At 40.2% G+C, this 21,251-nt stretch carries 16 protein-coding genes; 9 read left to right on the top strand and 7 right to left on the bottom strand.

Annotated elements, in window-relative coordinates; translation table 11 throughout:
- Positions 1-967: 967 nt before the first annotated feature.
- Positions 968-1,261, bottom strand: coding sequence for a DUF8820 family protein (locus tag QUB80_RS19905; RefSeq protein WP_289791257.1), 294 nt, complete (start codon positions 1,259-1,261; stop codon positions 968-970).
- A 499-nt stretch (positions 1,262-1,760) separates the two neighbouring features.
- Here QUB80_RS19905 and topA point away from each other — a divergent pair, with 499 nt between their 5' ends.
- The 5 genes from topA (at position 1,761) to QUB80_RS19930 (ending at position 9,368) form a co-directional block, all read left to right on the top strand.
- Positions 1,761-4,439: a type I DNA topoisomerase gene (topA, locus tag QUB80_RS19910; protein WP_289791258.1), complete on the top strand. Its 2,679-nt coding sequence runs from the start codon at positions 1,761-1,763 to the stop codon at positions 4,437-4,439.
- A gap of 464 nt (positions 4,440-4,903) precedes the next feature.
- On the top strand, positions 4,904-5,044 hold the full coding sequence (locus tag QUB80_RS19915) for a hypothetical protein (RefSeq protein ID WP_016876993.1): 141 nt from the start codon (positions 4,904-4,906) through the stop codon (positions 5,042-5,044).
- Between the two features lie 20 nt (positions 5,045-5,064).
- Complete coding sequence (gene aroQ, locus QUB80_RS19920) at positions 5,065-5,529, top strand: type II 3-dehydroquinate dehydratase (RefSeq protein ID WP_289791259.1); 465 nt, start codon at positions 5,065-5,067, stop codon at positions 5,527-5,529.
- Positions 5,530-5,587: 58 nt separating this feature from the next.
- Positions 5,588-6,610 (top strand): ADP-ribosylglycohydrolase family protein, encoded by a 1,023-nt coding sequence (locus tag QUB80_RS19925; RefSeq protein ID WP_289791260.1) that lies wholly within the window; start codon positions 5,588-5,590, stop codon positions 6,608-6,610.
- 217 nt (positions 6,611-6,827) lie between these two features.
- The gene (locus tag QUB80_RS19930) at positions 6,828-9,368 is read left to right on the top strand and encodes an HD family phosphohydrolase (RefSeq protein WP_289791261.1); all 2,541 of its coding nucleotides are present in this window, start codon (positions 6,828-6,830) and stop codon (positions 9,366-9,368) included.
- Positions 9,369-9,806: 438 nt separating this feature from the next.
- Here QUB80_RS19930 and QUB80_RS19935 read toward each other — a convergent pair whose 3' ends face one another.
- From QUB80_RS19935 to QUB80_RS19955, 5 genes are all read right to left on the bottom strand, one after another.
- Positions 9,807-10,364, bottom strand: coding sequence for a YqeG family HAD IIIA-type phosphatase (locus tag QUB80_RS19935; RefSeq protein WP_289791262.1), 558 nt, complete (start codon positions 10,362-10,364; stop codon positions 9,807-9,809).
- Positions 10,365-11,032: 668 nt separating this feature from the next.
- Positions 11,033-11,605 (bottom strand): DUF3727 domain-containing protein, encoded by a 573-nt coding sequence (locus QUB80_RS19940; protein ID WP_289791263.1) that lies wholly within the window; start codon positions 11,603-11,605, stop codon positions 11,033-11,035.
- Positions 11,606-11,748: 143 nt separating this feature from the next.
- On the bottom strand, positions 11,749-12,318 hold the full coding sequence (gene ruvX / locus QUB80_RS19945) for a Holliday junction resolvase RuvX (protein WP_289791264.1): 570 nt from the start codon (positions 12,316-12,318) through the stop codon (positions 11,749-11,751).
- Complete coding sequence (locus QUB80_RS19950) at positions 12,299-13,561, bottom strand: GNAT family N-acetyltransferase (protein WP_289791265.1); 1,263 nt, start codon at positions 13,559-13,561, stop codon at positions 12,299-12,301. Before QUB80_RS19950 ends, ruvX begins: the two co-directional genes overlap by 20 nt.
- Before the next feature lie 517 nt (positions 13,562-14,078).
- On the bottom strand, positions 14,079-14,279 hold the full coding sequence (locus QUB80_RS19955; protein ID WP_289791472.1) for a hypothetical protein: 201 nt from the start codon (positions 14,277-14,279) through the stop codon (positions 14,079-14,081).
- A gap of 556 nt (positions 14,280-14,835) precedes the next feature.
- On the opposite strand from QUB80_RS19955, the gene QUB80_RS19960 reads away from it, so the two are divergent.
- Complete coding sequence (locus QUB80_RS19960; protein WP_289791266.1) at positions 14,836-15,198, top strand: phospholipid-binding protein; 363 nt, start codon at positions 14,836-14,838, stop codon at positions 15,196-15,198.
- Positions 15,199-15,338: 140 nt separating this feature from the next.
- Here the strand turns inward: QUB80_RS19960 and QUB80_RS19965 are convergent, their stop codons facing one another.
- Complete coding sequence (locus QUB80_RS19965) at positions 15,339-16,250, bottom strand: alpha/beta fold hydrolase (protein ID WP_289791267.1); 912 nt, start codon at positions 16,248-16,250, stop codon at positions 15,339-15,341.
- 723 nt (positions 16,251-16,973) lie between these two features.
- On the opposite strand from QUB80_RS19965, the gene infC reads away from it, so the two are divergent.
- The 3 genes from infC (at position 16,974) to QUB80_RS19980 (ending at position 21,215) form a co-directional block, all read left to right on the top strand.
- Positions 16,974-17,507 (top strand): translation initiation factor IF-3, encoded by a 534-nt coding sequence (gene infC, locus QUB80_RS19970; RefSeq protein WP_289791268.1) that lies wholly within the window; start codon positions 16,974-16,976, stop codon positions 17,505-17,507.
- Positions 17,508-17,718: 211 nt separating this feature from the next.
- The gene (locus QUB80_RS19975; RefSeq protein ID WP_289791269.1) at positions 17,719-20,766 is read left to right on the top strand and encodes an MFS transporter; all 3,048 of its coding nucleotides are present in this window, start codon (positions 17,719-17,721) and stop codon (positions 20,764-20,766) included.
- An 8-nt stretch (positions 20,767-20,774) separates the two neighbouring features.
- The gene (locus QUB80_RS19980; RefSeq protein ID WP_016876980.1) at positions 20,775-21,215 is read left to right on the top strand and encodes a Crp/Fnr family transcriptional regulator; all 441 of its coding nucleotides are present in this window, start codon (positions 20,775-20,777) and stop codon (positions 21,213-21,215) included.
- Positions 21,216-21,251 lie beyond the last annotated feature (36 nt).

Here is a 21,251-nt window from a genome sequence, read left to right on the forward strand (position 1 = left end):
TTCTCTTCGTCACAAAAGGCAGAATCCATACTCTAAAATCCCAAGTTTTAAATTTAGAGAAGTTGCTAAACTTACAATATTTAAATACACCTAGAAAAATATATCTTAAGATGGATTATAAATAATAATATATTCGTTATATTAAACTGTTTTTAGAAAAATTTATACTTTGAGTTCATAAGTTAGCTTAATTTCCTATAACTTTGGGAATAGACAAATACAGAAGAGAGAATTCTAAAAATAAAATCTTAAGTATACAATTCCTTAATTTACTATCTTCGTAGATTAAGCATAATAGCGTAGAGTGATAACATCCTAATCTAGTCATTATGTAGCTTAAATCAACAATTTTACTTTTTTAGCTTTGAAAGTATTTATATTTTGGTGAGTGTTTATGACTATCAAATATTTAACTAATATTGAAGTCAATATTTCATCAATAACGATAATTACAAATATTAACTATATCTATCTATTATAGAATTGTGATTTTTGATATTATTATTTCACGATGGAGGTTAAGTTGATCGTGGATAAGATTAGTATTTTTTCGGTCGTCAAATTGTCAAAGATTTTGTCTACAAGCAATATCTATCGAAAAACATGAAGTATATTGAGATGAAATTTAAAAATCAGTTAATACCAAATTGGCACGCGGGAGTCTTGTTTCAAAATCTTGGACTAGCCTATTAATCAATGTTTTTAATCCAAAATCCACGCATTGGTATAATGTAGTTACCTATGGGTATTTATTTGCTCAAGAACCACAAAAAATACTCTTTAATTTTTCTGAATGATTAACATATAAAGAAAGCTGAGAGTAAAAAATCAAGAATTAAAAAATTCTAACTTGGGAACAAATAAACAGTAATTATTTTGACAAAATGTAGGGAACACAATTAAAAGCTCAGTTAAAAAGGCGCTTAAGCAATAGGTGTAAAAAGTGGAAAAAACAATCATTACTGCCTTAATCGGTAACATAGCGCCAACTTTCAGGTTCATATTCTCGCTGAATTCTCACCATCCATGTACCCTGGGGAATAACAATGGACTTATGTTCCTCGTGAACAAGCAATGCCTCAGATGAAAGTACACTCAAATATAAGGTGCCATCTTGCTCGTATAACTCCGCTTGTCCGTCAATGATGCAATGTTTGTGTCCAGTAACTTCACCTTCTGCCAAAGTTAAATGTGGCAGTTTTTGTCCATCTATTTGCTGCACAGGCAGTAGAATAACGTCACCTTGACGAATTGGTTGCATGATTGCTTCTCCTGAAGTTACAGAATTAATTTTTATTTAAGCTTAAAAGCTTTGATTTAATTTTGGCATAGTTAGGAGGTTAGGCAAGAGGCAAAGGATGTGGAGCAGGGTTCATCGTTGCTGGGTTCCTTTCGCTGATGAGTGTCTTCGGACAAGCATTAGGCGATCGCACAGCAAATACTTAGGTTTTGTGAACTCATACCTCTTCTATCCTCAAAAATAGATATTTTCAAATTAATAGTCGCCAATTATGCCTGAGATAAGTTAAAGATTGAAATAACTGGAAATTCCATAGATCCGCTTTCCCTATCCTTTAGGAAAAACTACACTGTGGAAGTGGCAACAGTCCTATGCCACAGTGTGAGGGGATTTTACAGGCGGACAGTTTATGTGAGGATTAAATCACATCTGTTGAATGATTGATAATCTTTACATTTAGCTCTCAATTATCTCAATTTGACTGTTTAGCCTAGCAGCTATTCTTTTTTTTGAAATTTCCATGTCAACTCTCGTCATCGTCGAATCTCCGACCAAAGCTCGTACCATTCGCAACTACCTGCCAAAAGACTATCAGGTAGAGGCTTCTATGGGTCATGTGCGTGATCTACCCCAGTCAGCTAGTGAAATTCCCACCACTGTCAAAGGGGAAAAATGGGCGCAGCTCGGGGTAAATGTAGACGCCGACTTTGAACCTTTGTATGTCGTTCCCAAAGATAAAAAGAAAGTTGTCACCCAACTAAAAGAAGCATTGAAAGACGCTTCAGAGTTGATTCTGGCAACAGACGAAGACCGAGAAGGTGAAAGCATAAGTTGGCATTTATACCAATTACTCAAGCCAAAAGTACCGACTAAGCGGATGGTATTTCACGAAATCACTCAAGATGCCATCAAAAAAGCATTGCACAACTGCCGCAATATTGACGAGCAGTTGGTTCGTGCTCAAGAAACACGGCGAATTTTAGATCGATTGGTAGGCTACACCCTCTCTCCCTTATTGTGGAAAAAAATCGCCTGGGGATTGTCGGCTGGGCGGGTTCAGTCAGTAGCGGTTAGGCTGCTGGTAAACCGCGAACAAGAGCGTCGCGCTTTTAAACAAGCAACATACTGGGATTTAAAAGCTACTTTAACTCCCCCGCAAGCAGAAAGCAAAAAAGACCAAGCATTCGCCGCCCAGCTTGTGACATTGGCAGGAACTCGATTAGCAACAGGTAGTGATTTTGACCCGAAAACAGGCAAAATTACCACAGGTCGTAATGTTGTCCTGCTCAACCAAGAGCAAGCACAAGCGCTGAAAGAACGCCTGAGTGGGAAAAGTTGGACAGTTACAGACATAGAAGAACGCCCCATTACTCGCAAGCCCTCGGCTCCGTTTACCACTTCAACTTTGCAACAGGAAGCTAACCGGAAACTGCGCCTATCGGCACGAGATACAATGCGAATTGCCCAAAGTTTGTACGAGCAAGGGTATATCACCTATATGCGTACAGACTCCGTACACCTTTCAGAACAGGCGATCGCCGCAGCCCGTAGCTGCGTAGAACAACTGTACGGCAAGCAATATCTCAGCCCCAAACCCCGGCAGTACACCACCAAATCCAAAGGTGCTCAAGAAGCCCACGAAGCCATTCGTCCTGCGGGAAGTACCTTCCGTACTCCCCAAGAAACAGGCTTAAGCGGACGAGAACTACAATTGTACGATTTAATTTGGAAGCGCACTGTCGCTTGCCAAATGGCAGACTCTCGCCAAACCCAAATTACCGTACAGCTGCAAGTAGAAGATGCCGGATTTCGGTCTTCTGGCAAACGTATCGACTTTCCCGGCTATTTGCGCGCTTATGTTGAAGGAACTGACGATCCAGAAGCGGCTCTTGAAGATCAAGAAATCATCTTGCCCAATCTCAAAGTCGGGGATCATCCCAACTGTGTTGATCTCGAAGCACTGGGACACGAAACTCAACCTCCGGCTAGATATACCGAAGCAACTTTGGTGAAAACCCTAGAAAGTGAAGGTATTGGACGCCCCAGTACCTACGCGAGTATCATCGGCACAATCCTTGACAAAGGTTATGCTCAGTTGGTGAATAACGCACTCATACCTACTTTCACCGCCTTTGCTGTAACCGATTTACTAGAAAAATACTTTCCTGATGTTGTCGATCCAAGTTTTACTTCCAAAATGGAGCAAACTTTGGATGATATTGCTACGGGTGAAGCCAAGTGGTTGCCTTACCTGCGAGAATTTTATTTGGGAGATCAAGGACTAGAAACTTTAGTCAAACAAAAACAAGACCAAATTGATGCCAATAAAGCTAGAACAGTGGAATTGGAGAATTTGGATGCCAAAATCCGCATTGGTAAATTTGGCCCCTACATAGAAGTTGAAAATGGAAATGATATTGTTACAGCCTCAATTCCTAAAGATCTAACTCCCGCCGATCTCGATCCCCAAAAGGTAGAAACCTTACTGCGACAAAAAACCTCCGGCCCAGATGAAGTTGGCCGTCATCCAGAAACAGGCGAATCGATATACATATTGATTGGCCCTTATGGCCCTTATGTCCAGTTAGGAGATAAGTCTGACGAAAATCCCAAACCCAAACAAGCTTCTTTACCAAAAGGAGTAAAGCCCGAAGATGTCACCCTAGAAATGGCTGTTGGCCTTTTGTCCTTACCCAGGACACTAGGTAAGCATCCAGAAACTGGTGCGACAATTCAAGCTAATTTAGGACGCTTTGGGCCTTACGTCGTACACAATGCCAAAGAAGGAAAAGATTACCGTTCCCTAAAGGCAGGTGACGATGTTTTGTCAATTTCTTTGGAACGAGCATTAGAGTTGTTATCTGAACCGAAAAAAGGACGCTCTACAACTAGCAAGTCCAAAGCTGCTTTACGGGAATTAGGAGCTCACCCAGAGGATGGCGAACCAGTCAATATCTACGACGGCCCCTACGGCCCCTACATCAAGCACGGCAAAACCAATGCTAAGATTCCAGAAGGAGTATCAGTAGAGGATGTAACTTTAGATATAGCTGTTGAGTCGCTTGCAAACAAAGCATCGAGTGGCAAATCGACTCGCAAAACGAGCAAATCCACAACGAAGTCTACTAAGTCTACAACTCGCTCTAATACCAAATCAAAAGCTAAATCCTCGGCTACTGCTGCCAAAAAAGATAGCTAAACCTAATAGTTAGTAGTCAATAGTAATAAATAAATATTGACTATTAACTATGAATTATGCTTTTATACTTTGCCAGTAAAACACCATTGTCTTCAAATCACAATGGATAAAAAATTTTTATATTTTGATTGCTACTCGTTCAAACAAATTTCTCAATAATGGCAAGAAGCACAAGGTAGCTCAAATCCTGCACACAGCTTATGAAAGTAGGTTTTGTAAGTTGTTTGTGCGCGCTATACTCTTCAAAACACCTATCCCTAGTAGGATGCAGTTGTCTAGGTTGTAAATGTGATACTCTAAAAAATGAGGGAGAAAAAACATCAAAATTTTTTAGATGTGGCTTATTCCTAAAACATGGGAGCGTAAGTTTGCTGAGTGCAAAACTGGAGTGCAACAAAAAGCTAGTTTCTCCTTTACTGACAAGTTGAAAAGATAGAGGTAGTATCTCAGGAGCGGTCAGTCCAATGGACTATATAGAAAAGGTGCTAGAAAAGCTTAAAGAATTGGCACGCAAGCTAATTGAAGCCCTTTTGGGGCCGGAGGTTGAGCCGGAACCGGAATTAATTCCGATTCCTGTAGATGATCGCTCGCGCCGTCGCTCTTGACAACAAAGGTGCAGGATTTGATGTTCCGTCCCCTGAGCCTTCTGGTGCTGCATGGACCAAACTTAAATTTGCTAGGACAACGGGAACCGGGTATTTATGGTTCTCTAGGCTTGGCTGAGATTAACCGTCAGTTAGAAGTGGAAGGGAAAAAATTGGCGGTAGAAGTATCTACTATGCAGTCAAATCACGAAGGAATTTTAGTAGACGTAATTCATGATGCCTTGGGAAAACACCAAGGCATTTTGATTAATGCTGGAGCTTATACCCACACCAGCGTAGCTCTACGGGATGCGATCGCTGCGGTGAATTTGCCCACAGTAGAAGTGCATTTGAGTAACATATATCGGCGAGAAGAATTCCGCCATCACTCTTATATAGCTCCAGTCGCAATTGGGCAAATTAGTGGTTTTGGCGCTCAAAGTTATCTTCTAGGCTTGCAAGCTTTAGTGTATTACTTAAGGACGAAGTGTGAAGATAAAGTATAGACTATAAATCTTTTATCCTTTAGTCTGATAGTCTTCATAATTTGCTGTCTTTAAATTTATGCGCTACTCTCTTGTCAATCGAGTGAGAGGTACTTTCCTGGGAGCCTTAGTTGGCGAAAGTTTTGCCAAGGCAAGTGAAAAACAGTCTCAAATTCATTTGGAACAACACCATAGCCAGAGTCTGCTTGATGGTGGTTCAAATCGCGATCGCTCTACTTTTACAAGAATTAGGGGAGTTGAACTTTCATCTGGAAATTGGCAAAAACTAGCGCTTTTAGGTGCTGAAAGTTTAATTGAACTGGGCAGGTTTGATTTTGATGATTGGGTAAAGCGTCAGCAACAGGCAGGAATTATTTTGGAGGCAAGTGCATTAAGTTCGCCGGAAATAATTCTTACGACTTTACCAGTGGCGCTATTTTGTCATGAAAACTTAATTAAGCTCCGACAATCCTTGCTCGATGTGGTTAAGATCTGGGACAATCATCCACTCGTGCAAGATTGGGCATTGGTAATGGGCTATGCGATCGCCCAATCCCTAACTGACAAACTTACTCCCCTTTCGCTGATTCCCCAAGCCATTTCTTTTTTGGGAGACACATCCACAACAGTGCCACAAATTTTATTCAAATTAAATAATTTGTTAGAAAAACATACGAGCCTAGAAAAAACCCAAGTTGAATTCAACAGGGAAGATAAGCTCAGTTACACAATGACAATGGCTTTTTACTGTTTTTTGAGTACTTTAGAGGAATTTCGTCTTGCGATTTTGCGGGTTAATCAGGTTAACTTACATTCGCCACAGATGAGTGCAATTACTGGTGCTTTATCAGGAACTTATAACAGTACCCTCGGTATTCCCATCAGTTGGCACTTCTTGTTTGCAAAAACCTGCTCGGCACAGTGGCACCTGACGAATTTCTCCCAAATGCTACAATTAGCGGATGCACTGATTGCTACCTGGTCTGGAGTATATCGTCCTGCTTTAGAGCAAAGCAAAACCAGCGAAGAAAAATGGGCTAGAACATCGAGCGCAGTGCTTCCCCAGGCGATCGCAGCTCCTCGTGTCATTCGGCTACGTTAATGCGATCTCTACGTATTCATATAGTCATTTAAGAAACGCAACAAACATTACTTACAAAGAATTAATTTTTATAAAATTTTTATCAATCTTGGATCAAAGATGGATCTTAATTTAGTTTCTGTAAGTAACAATTGTGGCAAACATATGGCTTTAAAACCCATTTCATTTCAGAATTATTTTATTTAACCTATGACAGTAAGCAACTGCGTCATAAGCGATGAAAACGCAGCCATTTTTTCAAACCTTAACCCAGCAATTATCTTACTGGAGGCGACATTACAAAGTCCTAAACTGTTTGTATATATCGAAATCACCTGTGAAAGGTAGACATCGCACCCAAAAAACGCCAATTTATAAGGCGGCTGATAGTTGTACTAATGGCAAACGCTCTCCTATTGTTTTTGCGATCGCAGTATTGTCCCTTACAGGTGTCATGGGACAAAAATTATATAATCAGCCGCAGCTAAAAATTGATACAGTTGCTCCAGAGACAATTAGAGCACCTCATACTACTCAAATAGAAGATAAGAAAAAAACAGAAGCCAAGCTTAAAGCCGCCAGTAAAAGTTCTGTACCAGTGTTGATGGTTGATAAAAGTATCAATGAACAAATCAACCAAAATTTACAACAACTTCTAGAGCGGGGTAACCAAATTCGAGCTGCTGCTGGCTCCTTTCCTTTTTATGATACGCTTGCTTTATCTCTACGCAGCCAGCGTTATCTGCGCTCCTGCGCCGATCAAGAGTGGCAAGCTTTGCTGCTGGCTTTAGAGCGCCCTAATAAGCAAAAAACAGGGATGTTGACTCAACATCCAAACAAACAGAAAACCGATACAAGCTTACTATCCTCAACACAGTCTTCCCTACTCGCAGCTTCCTCTACCCATGATTCCAAATTAGTAGAGTTTTTCCAAAATGCTGATTTTATGCAAGCAATGGCAGAATTAGAAGCTTACCGCCTCAAGACTTCTACGCAAAACTTGTCCTCACTTTTAACCAAAATTTTTCAAGTACGCCAAAGTTACATTAAAGCCCGTACCAAACTTTTACAACTACTAAATGAGGATTCCCAAACACTATATGATCCAAGTTCCTTCCTCGACTTATCTGACGAGGATTGGGCAAAAACGCAAATGGGGATTCAGCAGAGTGCGGAACGAATTCTCACTCAAGGAATTCCTCCTGGGTTACCTTTGAGTATTTTACAAAATGCAGTCAGCGTACAAGTACAGACGTTGATGCCAAAACAAGCTAAACCTTTGGCAACCAAGTTGTTATTAGCAGTTTTAATGCCTAATCTGACGAAAGATGAAGCGCAAACAAAACTACAGACTGATCAGGTGCTTGCCGAGATCAAACCTGTCATGGTAACTGTACGCAAAGGTGATTTGATTGTTCGTAAGGGAGAGCTAATTACAGCCTCGAAATTAGATGTATTGGAGCATTATCGCTTAGTACGCCGAGAAATTAATTGGCAAGGATTAATGTATTTAGGAGGTGCTGTCTGTGGGGCTGTAATCATTTTTGCTTTCGTTGAGCGACGTTTCAAGTGTCGGTGGCGGCAGAGTGATCGTCTATTGGTATTACTGCTGACTTTAAGTACACCACTAGTGTTAACCTTGGGTACACCTTATACTACCTGGAGTGGGCTTGGTTTATTGCTAGGTAGTTTCTACGGAGCTAATTTGGGTGTGACAGTGGTGGGTTTATTGGTGGTATTGCTACCCATTAGCCTAGAAATCAACAAGATTGGACTTTTAGCAGGAGCGGCAGGGGGAATATTAGGCAGTTGCATGGCACACCGCCTGCGATCGCGTGAAGAACTGGCACTATTAGGTGTAGCCATAGCTTTAACTGAGGGTGGTGTATATTTAGTAGTTCAGCTTCTGTTTGGTGCAGCATTTGGCCCTAATATATATGTCGTACTCCAAGAAGCAGGATTTTTTGCCTTATCTGGTTTAGTTTGGAGCATTGTCGCTTTAGGATTAAGTCCCTATTTAGAAAAACTATTTGATTTAGTCACCCCAATTCGTTTAGCTGAACTAGCAAGCCCCAACCGCCCCTTGTTAAAGCGACTTGCCACAGAAACTCCCGGAACGTTCCAGCACACCTTGTTTGTTTCTACCCTTGCCGAAACCGCAGCTAAACAATTAGGATGCAACGTTGAATTAGTAAGAGCCGGAACACTGTATCACGATATTGGTAAGATGCATGATCCCCTAGCATTTATTGAAAATCAAATGGGGGGACCAAATAAACATGACACAGAAATTAAAGATCCTTGGAAAAGTGCTGAAATTATCAAAAAGCATGTTGGTATAGGCTTAGAAATGGCACGCAAACACAGATTACCAACAGCAATTCAAGCTTTTATTCCAGAGCATCAAGGAACGATGCAAATTGCCTACTTTTATCACCAGGCACAGCAAATGGCGAAGGAGGATTCTAGTTTATCAGTAAACGAGGCAGATTTTCGTTACGATGGCCCACCTCCTCAATCGCGGGAAACTGGAATTGTCATGTTAGCTGATTCTTGCGAGGCGGCACTGCGATCGCTTAAAGATGCCACTCCCGAACAAGCTTTGGCAATGCTAAACAACATCCTGCGTGCTAGATGGCAAGATAATCAACTTGTTGATTCAGGATTAACACGGGAAGAATTAACGAAAATAGCTGAGATTTTTGTAGAAGTTTGGCAACAATTCCACCACAAACGCATTGCTTATCCAAAGTTAAAAATTGGCAGCGAGAAAAGTTAGAGCAAGTAATACTGTTACTTGGTGTACAAGTTACACATGAATTAGCCGAACTCATCTTGAGTTGCAGCAAACAATAGATTGATTGCAAAATCGAAGTTTAGGCTCATAACGAACACAGATGAACACGGACATACCACAAGATAAATCATTGGTGTGCATCTTGTAGTTTATCTATGTTCGATTTCTAAATATATGATTTTTGCTTCTTGCTGTTTTAATTTACCAAAACTAATGGACAACAAAAGCTATTCAATTAATAGCTATTAAAATCTAATTAAAATGCAAAACGCCAACCTATATAAAGTTTTAGGTTGACGCTTTACAAATTTATAGTTACTTGCTATTTTTAGGATCTTTATTTGGCTGATCCCATGTTATTAATACTTATAATCTCCTATTTTCGTCTTCAACAAAATATTTTTAATGTTTTCTTTAGATTTATTTTCCTGTCAATTTGTCAAGATTTACTAATCTACGCTTTTTAGGAGATATAGAAGCTCCCATAATTTCGGATATCCAGACTTCAAAATTACGTACTGGGTGCGAACGAAGGGCAACATCTGAAAGAATAATCGGTTCAACCAAAATAGTAAACATTCCCAATCTATTGCCTGCTAAAACATCAGTAAATAAGCGATCGCCCACCATAGCAACTTGCTGTACTGGTAAGTTCATAGTTTGGAGTGCAGCTTTAATTTTACGTCTTGAAGGTTTAGCAGCACCAAGGTAGTAGGGTAAATTTAAAGAACGAGCAATACCACCGATTCGAGGTTCACTAAGGTTATTACTTACCAGGCAAAGACTTACTACCTGGCGGATTTCCTTTACCCATTGTTGCAACTCAACAGAAGCGGATGCTACCCTAATCGGTACCAGAGTTTCATCTACATCTAACACCATCCCCTTCAGCCCATATCGTTGAATTATGTCTGGTGTGAGGTTTAATACTGAACCTTCTAAAATTAAATCAGGCTGTAGAAGCTTGTTCCAGGGCATAGTCATTAGTTAGTAGTCACTATTTATTAGTTAATAGTCATTAGGCCAAATTATCAATCATGACTATTGTTTCTAGGTTAAATTCCTTGTGGTAGGTAGTAGCAACAAAAGCTTTGATTCTTTTGCAAAGACAGATGCACATAGCTTTATCATACCTAAAGCCAACATTTACTAGCATCGTGACAAAAGGTCTAGCTAGGATGATGATTCAGTAGAAGCATTGAACCACATGAAAGTAGGTAGTATGAATTGGCGCAAAAAGGGAGCAACGCGATTTTGATGCAATACCCTAGAAGGGTATCGCTACTTAAGACAAAGCCCACGCAGGCAAAGAGAAGTCTGTAAACGAGGTGGCTTTGCGCAGGGTGCGCTGGAAACCGATGCTCAGAACTTTGGGGCTTGGTTTGTATAGCCTCACCCTTCTAGGGTGTAGGGTTTTTTGAAAACAGGGTTAGGGAGCAGAAAAGAGATTTTCATTACCTGGTTGTATGATTTATCACATGAACGTCTGACTTGAAATATATGCCAAAATATTAAAACAAGGAGACAAGACTTATGATTCATCTCTTCTCTCCTTGTGTTCTTTAGAACCCAGTTTTGCAAAAACTACTTAATTCAAAATCTTAATTAAGCATTAAAATTTTTCATTCTTAATTTGAGTTTTGAATTTATTCAACTTCATTAAACAACTGTTCTTCTAATAGTGGCTGTACTTGGCGAAATTCTTCTGGAGAGAGCAATTCAGGTTTACCACTTTTTGATATCCGTGCAAAAAATAACAGTGGATCGAGGGGAGTGTAAATTGCGTACTCTTGCTCTTCGTAGTAAAAGCTAGCTAATAACTGTAATTGCTCTGGTTCTAAATCTGACTCTTCATCTTCTATTTCTAAAGTGAAAAGTTCTGATTCTTCAACTGGTGGGAGCTCGCCACCGACAGTCAAAGCATAAGCTGTGTTCTTCAAAACCAAGTTCTGCTCAGACAAAACCGCTTGGGCAGTGGTAAAAATTTGGTCGATAGTCGCATCATCTTCCACAAGAATGGCTTCTTCTTCCTCACCATCACCTTGCCAAGCAAAAATTTCTACTGGTGAGTCAATAGGAAGAAGTAAAAAATACTCTTGCCCATCAACTTCAAGCGAATGCTCTACATAACATTCAAGCGATCGCCCTTTGTCATCTGTCAAACTGATGGTACCAGAATGTTCGCGATCGTGTTCGTCAGAAAAAGAAGAGGAAAACATAGCCCAAGTGTAGAACTTTAATAATTACCAGCTACTTGAGAAATCGTTTAACTGCTTAATGACAAGATATGTCAAACAATGAGTCTTGGATACACAATTAAGTGCTGGGTAACAGATTTCAGAATATCATGCTAGAGCTATGGTTACTCAGCAGATACTTCCGTGAATTTAAGGTTAGTTCGCCGGGCATCTAACCATTGTTGCAAAATCAAAGCTGCGGCTTTGCGATCAATCAACGCTTTATGTCGTGATGGGGAACGGTTTTCAGCAATTAACAACTGTTCCGCTTGAAATGAAGTTAATCGCTCATCTACATATTCGAGTGGAAGTTTAATCACCTTACTCAGTTGTTTGGCAAATTTCTGTACTTGCCGTGCTTGAAAGCCCAAAGAACCGTCCATAGAATAAGGTAAACCGACAACTAACACTTGTACTTCTCGCTCAACAACTAATTGTCGTATTTGCTCCACATCCCGCTCAAAAGATGTGCGCTCAATAGTGGTAATACCAGTGGCAATTAAACCAGTGCGATCGCATCCTGCCACACCAATACGTTTACGACCAACATCTAATCCTAGAGCAGAAATAAATGCTTTGGTCTTTTTGATTGAATCGAGAGATACATCAGAAGAGAAAATTTCTCCGCATCCCCCTTTCCCACATTTGGTGTGTCCATTTTCAACTACCAAATCACTACTCCTGTTTTTGTGCATCTGCCGACTCCGATTGGCAGGATGTTTCCAGGTGAGAATTTTTGCAAGAAAAATTAATAGTTTCTTTCGATGGATTAGGTTGTATAGATCTGTCTACAGGTGTTTGTTGCCTTGGTGGTACCCATAACATTCCACCCGGTATCGGTTTCCGTGCCGGTTGCAATCCTTGCAGCACCTCAGGCAGCTGAATTCCTTCTAGAGAGACAAATTTAGACTCCCGTACCTTATGCCAAACAGAGCGAGACATGATCAGGGTGTGTTCTACACGAGTTGCCCCTATTTGCTCCAAATACTCTTCTCCTTCCGGTTGGTAATCAGCCGAAACTAGTTGCAAGGGTTGCTGAGGAAAATCTTGGGCAATACGAGCAAGCTGAGTTAGCAGTTCTGGATACAACCAGGTGTATGCTGGGTGAACGGTTAAAGTTGCAATGTGGGCTTCTTCGCCTTTGCGATCTAGCGAGATCTGAAAATAACCGATCGCGGCTTTGCGTTGGGGTTCAAATACATAACCACTCACGACTTCTGTTTTCGTCATCCATTGTTTGGCAGCATCAATCAAAGCACCAAACAAACTAGTTTTGAAATCCTGGGTTTGGCGATCAAACACCTGCCGTACCAAAGGTGGCATTGAAGCCGTATCAAGTTGATACAGCAATTGAGCATCAGCATTACTCACAGGTAGTAGGTTTGGCAAGTCTGGCTGTGCTTGTGCCAACTCAGCTAACAATTGTGGTTGTATTTCCCAATAAGTCATTTCAGCCAAACGCTGAAAGCCATTATGCCTGAACAATGCTAACGCTTCTGTATCATTGACATTAACTTCCAATATCCAAGTGCGAGCTTCTAAAATTGACTCAAAGCAGTAACGCAGAAGCTGCGAGCCAATTCCTTGCTTATCGGCAGTACGATCTAGCATGACGCGATCAACCCGCCAAGTACTCCGCGTGCGATTAAATGGAGACACTTGAATCATTCCCAGAAGCATTCGCCCCTGTTCTGCGACATACCCAAAAAAGATATACTTTAATGGGTTAGGAAACCAACTTAAAAATTTCAGTAATCCATACCAACGACGCAGCCATTGCATCTGCCGCATCGCAAACTCTGCTCCCTTTTGGGTTTTGGCTGCGAATGAATCTTGAGCTAAACGTTCAATGCCGTCCAAGTCACGGTATTGGACTTGTCGGATGAGAATATTGAGATTTCGAGTAAGTAATGAACTCATTTTCATTCGAGCTGCCATTCAGCCTTAAATACATTAGGAGGAAAGGAACTTTCAAAGTTGGAGCCTTGCTCTGCTTAAGATACATATTAGGCAGTTTCCGCAGGATATAAACTGCCTTTGGCTTTTCGTTAAAGTGCAGCTAAAGCACTTCAGTCGCAAACCGAGTCTCTAACTTCTCGCTGCATTAATATTAACGGCTTTCCGTTACTTACCGTTGATCCAAAAGAGTGATTTTCATAAGTGAACATTCCGCCACTTAATTGCAAATAGCATAACTCAAGGATCTGATGGAGCAAGCCGACATATAGGGAACGCTATGCAAAACTATTAAGTTCTGATGTTTACTTGTTTATGTGCAAACTTCATAATACCACGAGCAGATGGTGCTTACAGGCACTCATTATGATAATAGCACTTTGGAAACACACAAGTAAGTAATAAAAAAGGCAGATCTTAATGAAGACTGCATTAGCTGTATTAGCTTTAAGTCAAAAAGATCTGCTATTGATTTTATTCAAAAGTTGTATAAATTAGTTTAGAGTGAGCGGCGAGAAACTAGCTTTTCAAAATGCGCTTGAGTTTGATGGAGGAGTTGCTCTCGACTATCTGAGTTTGTTTGTGTCAAAGTTGGAACCAGATTACGAGCTTGCAGAGCCATGTGCAGTTGGAGATGGGCAACATATTCACTAAAGTCTTCACGTACTGCACTTGTGCCATTTTGAAGAGTTGATTCCATTGCCACCGTATTCTCCTTCTCTTGATTAAATCTAGAGTTATTGATTCACGTTTTCAAAACTTATCACGTTGTTTTACCTCTCTTCTTAGTTTGCAATGAAGTGTAACGCTTGCTAGGTTAATTGTAGAGAAATGTAAATCCTACTGTGGAATGAAGTAGGCTAGTCTCTGATTCAGTCATTTACCTTGTTGAGAGCCTTTACACTTAATTGAGGGCGAAAGCGAGCAAAGGTGAGACTATGATGAAGTTTATAGCTCCCTGTCTTGAAAATAGAGACTAGGAACTGGGGGTTAGAATCCCCCTTTAATTCCCTTCTGCCCTCTGCCAAATAACTTCTGACTTGAAAGAGCGGGGGGAGCTAGGGAAGCTGGGGAAGGTGGGGGAGAAAAACACTTTCATGCAAGGCTTGTAAAACTTGTTTATTTGGGACTGCCTTCTTCAATACTCTATTGGTAGAAGTTATTTTTGCTGCATATCAGATGATAGGTAGATGTAAATTTTGATTTTAACTTTTATACTTCAGATGAAAATTTAGTTATCCCAGGAAAATAAGTATATGGGTTGGCTTAAAAGACTTTTTGGACTAGAAAAGCCTCAAAACGCACAAGTAAATCCTACTCCTCAACAAGTACAGCAACAACCTTCAGCGACACCTGCTGCGACTCAACAAATTGCTCCTGAACGCATGGGATTGAATGGAGAATATGATCAAAGTGGTTTGGCGAAACGTGTAGCGCTTGCGTTTGATCAAGATCAGCAGTTGACTGACATAGAAACTCTCTGGGTTGCTCAAACAGGCAGCACAGTAGTATTAAAAGGTAAAATTCCCAGTCAAGACATTCTTAACAAGATGGTTTCCGTTGCGCGCTCAGTGAATGGAGCTACTTCTGTTGATACTAGTCAAGTGACTATTGGCTAGGTAGTTGACAATACATTCATTTTACTTGGTGTCTCGTGTCTTGGTGGTGAATAAAACATCAAACACAAAGACACTCAAAAATAAAAATAACTTCTAAAGCCCTGCAATATCCTCGGCTTCTTTGAGAAGTCGGGGATCTGTTACTGATTAGAAACTGAAATAATCCAATCCAAAATAGCCTGGTTAACTGTTTCTGGACATTCATCATGCGGACAATGCCCTACATTGTCTAGATTCAGCAGTTTCAGATTTTCGTTGTACTGAGCAAATTCATGAGCAAGGGCTGGGGGAACAAATCTGTCATTTTTTCCCCAGATTAAAAGCATAGGTATTGTTAAAGTTGGCAATAAAGATTTGACACTGAACCCAAAATTGGCAGTAATTGTAGCCTTGAATAATGCAGTAAAAGCACGGGCAGAACCCCGATCTTGAGGAGGCCCTGCTAGTATTTCTATTAGTTCATCTGTGATCGCCTCTGGGTTAGCGTAGGCAATCGCAGCCCAACGACGTAAAAAACTTGGTCGGCGTATCAGATAAAATAGGGGTTTGAGCAACAACGGCGAAGCTACGATATTTTTGATTGTGGTGACAACAGGACGTAGTAAAGCAGGAATAGCCTCTTGCTCTAATGATGGATCTGGTAGACTCATCATCACTACACCTTGGATCATCTCTGGATGGGCAGTAGCGACAGCTAGGGCAATCAGCGAGCCAATAGAATTACCTATTAGAATTACAGGCTGACGGATAAATGTTTTCCAAAAATCGTAAACTTGTTCTACCCACAGTTGGATACTGTAATTAACGGCTGCTTTTTCAGAAGCACCAAAACCCAGCATATCGAGGGCATAAACTGTGTGTCGTTCTCCTAACACCTCCAAATTATGTCGCCAATGCCCAATAGAAGCACCAAATCCATGTAGCAAAATTAAAGGTGTTGCCTTGTAATGATTTTGGGTATGGCGAATGTAGGTATAGCGGGTTTGCCAACCCCGCCAAACCCAGTCTCTTTGATTGCCTACTCGTTCTTGCCAGTGAACTGTACCGTTCACACTTCCTCCAATTTCTTAGCCATAGGAATACTGCTATTTCTATTTTAAATGGAGCACTTTTGACTCCTTTTAAGTCATCTCAACTTCTAAGGGTATCGTCTGATATCTGCGTACTTGATGTTGTGTATCTTGGGTTTTTTGCTGAGAAGCGATCGCTTATCATATCCTCAAGAAACAACATCACTTAGCACATGACTGTAGTAACACTTTCAAGATATCTCCGAAATAATACTCATAAAAAATAAGTTTGTAAAAATTATTACTATTTTTATTTCGAGAAAGAACAAAGAAAACCTGCGTGAAGCCAACAAAGGCACGTCTACAGAAGTCAAAACCCACGCCTAAGCTTTATAAATTGTATTCTAGGTTCTGTATTATTTATTGAATCTTCTATGTTCTTATTCCAGTAAGTGTTTAATTTTGCTTTATAAAACCAGTAATTATATTGAGGGAAGAGAATGTTAACATTGTCACAAAGAAATAGTACAATAGTTAACAAATGCTGCAGTTGTGTAATTTAGGTTAACGATTAGATAGAAATCCTCTCAGAATTAGTAGAATGACAGATACAACCAATAAGAGAATATCTTTCTTATTGATTAGCTACCCTGGAAATATAGACTATTTTCAGTCCTTGAGATATTCAATTATGTTTGCTGCTGAGGCAAATAAAACAATACCAAACCAAGCCCTATTCTTAAAAATCAGCTCCCACAACTCATAATGGCAGTGACAGAGAAAAAAAGAACCCGCGATTTACCCCAAATTAATGAAAGAATTCGTTTCCCGAAAATTCGGGTCATTGACACTGATGGTGCACAATTGGGAATTATGTCCCCACAGGAAGCACTACAACTAGCAGAGGAAAAAGAGCTGGATCTGGTACTGCTCAGTGATAAGGCTGATCCGCCGGTTTGTCGGATTATGGATTATGGGAAGTATAAATTTGAGCAGGAGAAGAAAGCACGGGAAGCGCGTAAGAAACAACATACAGCTGATGTCAAAGAAGTGAAGATGCGCTACAAGATAGAGGCGCATGATTATAATGTGCGTGTCAAACAAGCAGAACGTTTTCTCAAAGATGGTGATAAAGTAAAAGCTACTGTAATGTTCCGTGGTCGAGAAATTCAACACAGCGACATGGCAGAAGAACTGCTCAAACGGATGGCTGCCGACTTAGAAGAGGTTGCCGAGGTGCAGCAAGCACCAAAGAAAGAGGGGCGAAATATGATGATGCTCCTGTCTCCAAAGAAATAATATTGCTCTAAATTCAACAGCCGAATTGAAAGTCCTGATCGCTGAGTGGGAAAAATATACTCAGTTGATCGGGATTTTTGCTATTTCAATAAATCTGATTGAGGTTGGTAGATGCATCCCTTCAACAAAAATGCTACTCTGACATCTCAAATAAATTGTTATATATTTTACTTGTGCTTTTAGGGGTGCAATTACTAGAAAGTAAAACTGCATGGAACTGAAAAATTACCAGCCTGCCCAAAGAAAAATGATTCTGTCGCGACTGCTAAAGTGGGTAAATCTTCGACCTGAGGAGAGCGATCGTACATGGTTAATGTTTGCTTTTTATACCACTACCTCAATAGGATTACGATGGTCAGAGGATTCTGCTGTAGCACTGTTTCTAGATGAGTATGGCTCTGATCTCCTGCCTTTGATGTATGCAGCCAGCGCATTCATGGGTGGAGTCTTGGTTTTTTTCTACTCTTGGTTGCAAAAAATTTTCCCCTTGCGGCAGGTGATAGTGGCGATCGCCCCCTGCATGTTTGTGCCATTGATGTTTTTACATCTGGGTTTACATATTTCGTTACTTTCGATATTTATCATATTTATCCTGCGGTTATGGGTAGATGCATTCTACATTGTTAACGATCTCAATACCTCGATTGCAGCTAACCAGCTATTCAATATTCGGGAAATTAAGCGCACCTACCCAATCATTAGCAGTGGCGTTTTAGTAGCTGATGTTCTTAGCGGCTTTAGTTTACCTTTTTTGCTGCTATTTGTAGATCTCAATAATGTGATTATGCCCTTCGCTGGTATCTTCGTTGTCTTGGGAGCGGGGATTCTTTTATATCTAAGTAAAAATTATTCGCAGGCTTTTCCTAATGTTCCTCAAAGACAAACAAAACAAGCCCAGCACTATAAACAGCAACGCCTTTATGGTTCTTTGAAGCATTATACCTGGTTGTTATTTGCGTTTTTTACTCTCATACAAGCAATGGGAGTGTTGATAGATTTTCAATATTTGTCTCAGTTGAAATCAAATTTTCAGGGTAAAGATATCGCTACCTTTTTGAGTTTACTAGGTGGAACTATGGGAGTGTGCGAGCTAGGAATGCAGTTATTTATTTCTAGCCGCGCTCTGGAACGCTTTGGAGTATTTATTACTGCTGCAACTTTACCTGTCACCGCAGGTATTGTCATACCCTTAACGCTATCTTTGCTGGGTTTATTACCTTGGAGCAATAGCCACAATCTTTTATGGGGTTTAGTGATTCTCAAGTTCTTAGATGAAATTTTACGTTATACCTTTGTTGCTAGCAGTAGCCCTTTACTTTTTCAACCAATTCCAGATCGCTTTCGCAGCAGCGTTCAGTCATTCTCAGGAGGCATTGCAGACGCCTTTGGTGCTGGGATTGGGGGTGTAGTTATTCTCATCACCCTCTGCCTGGGAAAGCTATTTTTGCCCGTGTCCGCACATAGCACGATTATGGTAGCAGAAACTATGGTCGTGGCTGTATGCTGTTTGGGAGTAATTTGGTTGTTGCGATCGCATTACGTTAATTTATTAGTCTTAAGTGCCGAAAGAGGACAACTGAACGCAACAGACATAGATTTACGCACATTTAAACAAGGAGTTGTGAAAGCTTTAGGAGAAAAAGGCACTGAAGCAGATAAGCGCTCTTGTATCGAACTTTTATCTCAAATTGATCCCCAAAGTGCAACAGAAGTGTTGGCACCCCTGCTCGTCAAGCTTCCCCCTTCATTGCAGAAACCTAGTTTAGAGATTCTATTGACGGCAGGTGCAAATCCTAATTATTTGCTAGAAGTCCGAGCTTTGTTAGAATTACCCCAACACCTGATTAGTCCAGAAGTTTTTGCTCTTGCCTTACGTTACGTTTGGTTTTGCGAGCCAGAGCCAGATGTCAATCTTTTGGAACAATACTTAACAGAAGAACAACACTCAATTATTCGTGCAACTTCTGCTGCCTTATTATTACGTCAAGGAACACCACTACAAAAGTCAACTGCAACCAAAATTTTGCGGCGGATGCTCACTCACAAACAAGAACGAGAAAGAGTAAATGCAGTCAGAGCGCTTAGAGAAGCAGTTTACTTGCAGGCACTGCGAATTTATATACCAAATTTATTACAGGATGAGTCTTTGGGAGTGCGTTGTGCAGTTTTAGAAACAATTGCAGCAACTCATTTGGAAGAATATTATACAGCACTACTATTAGGGCTTCAGTATAAATCAACGCGGACTACAGCAATGCGTGCTTTAGTGGGGCTAGAAAATGAAGCCTTACCAATATTGATAAACTTAGCCACTGATATTTATAAACCAGAAATTGTGCGGATGTATGCTTGGCGTACTATCGGTCAAATTCCCACTTTAGAAGCAATAGATACTTTATGGCAGCATCTAGAATTATCTAGGGGTAAGAATAGAGGTTACATTCTTCGTACCTTATTGAAAAGACTACAACAAAAGGGAGTTTTAGTTTTATCCGCTCGCGAAGCTACTTCCTTTGAACATCACTTTTATGAAAATCAGGTAAAAAAACTAATTGAAGAAGAATTGGAGTTTTTAGGTATTATTTACGCTGCATATATAGATTTCAAAATCCAAAACAAAATTTATGCTCAAGACATAGATTTAAAAGCCAAAGAAACTTTAGAAGTTTATAACTCAGACAAAAAATTTTTAGTTGTTTTATCCCTTCTGCAACACGCCCTATTAGAAGTAGAAATCGATGTTCAAGAGCGTTTGCTGTTACTACTACAGCTAATTTGTCCAATAGATAAAATTCAAGCAGCAGCATTCAATTTGCGGTCTGAATCATTGGTAAACTTAGCACGAGGTTTAGAGATTTTAGAGCATAGTGTCAGTTTACAAAGTAAATCTGTATTACTCAATATCTTAGATCAGCGATCGCCCTCAGAAAAATTGCAACATTTAATTGATGCGGGAATTACCAATTATGAACAAATGATGATTAGCAAACGCACTTGTTTTTTGTTAACACAGGATAATTTGCTTTCTGATTGGTGCGTGGCTTGTTGTTTTCATTTTGCCCAAGTTGCTAATATCCGACTGACTAGCGAACAAGTTCTGAGAAGTTTGCGTCATCCCACAGGCTTTGTTCGAGAAGCAGCAGTAGCGTATTTGAGTACAGTATCACCTCGCATTCTGCTGAAAATTTTGCCTCAGTTGCAAAAAGATCCACACCCACTTGTAGTTGCTCAAGTGCAAGAGTTAATGAGGAATTTATAACCAATTTTATGCTAACTACCGTTGAACGCTTATTATTTGTCCGTAGAGTACCGATTTTTAAAGAATTACGCGATGATTTTATTGTTCGATTGGCTTCAGTCATGGATGAGTTAGAATTTCCAACAAACTATACTATTTTTCAAGCAGGGGATGAAGGACGATCGCTTTATATTGTCGTTTCTGGTAAAGTCAAAGTTCATATTGGCAACCAACAGCTAGCAGTTTTTCCCAAAGGTGAATCTTTTGGTGAAATGTCAGTTTTTGATGCTCAACCGCGTTCTGCTTCAGCAACAACTTTAGAAGCTTGTGAATGTTTGGAACTAACACAAGAGCAACTTTACGAAGCTATTGATGAAACACCAGAAATTGCCGTGAATATTATTGGGATTTTGTCTCGTCGGATTCGAGAACTGAATGAAAAAATTAATGCGATCGCAGCAAAAAATTAGTCAATTATTTAATTAGATTTGTATTTCTATAGGATT

The organism is Chlorogloeopsis sp. ULAP01 (genome assembly GCF_030381805.1).
Lineage (GTDB): Bacteria > Cyanobacteriota > Cyanobacteriia > Cyanobacteriales > Nostocaceae > Chlorogloeopsis.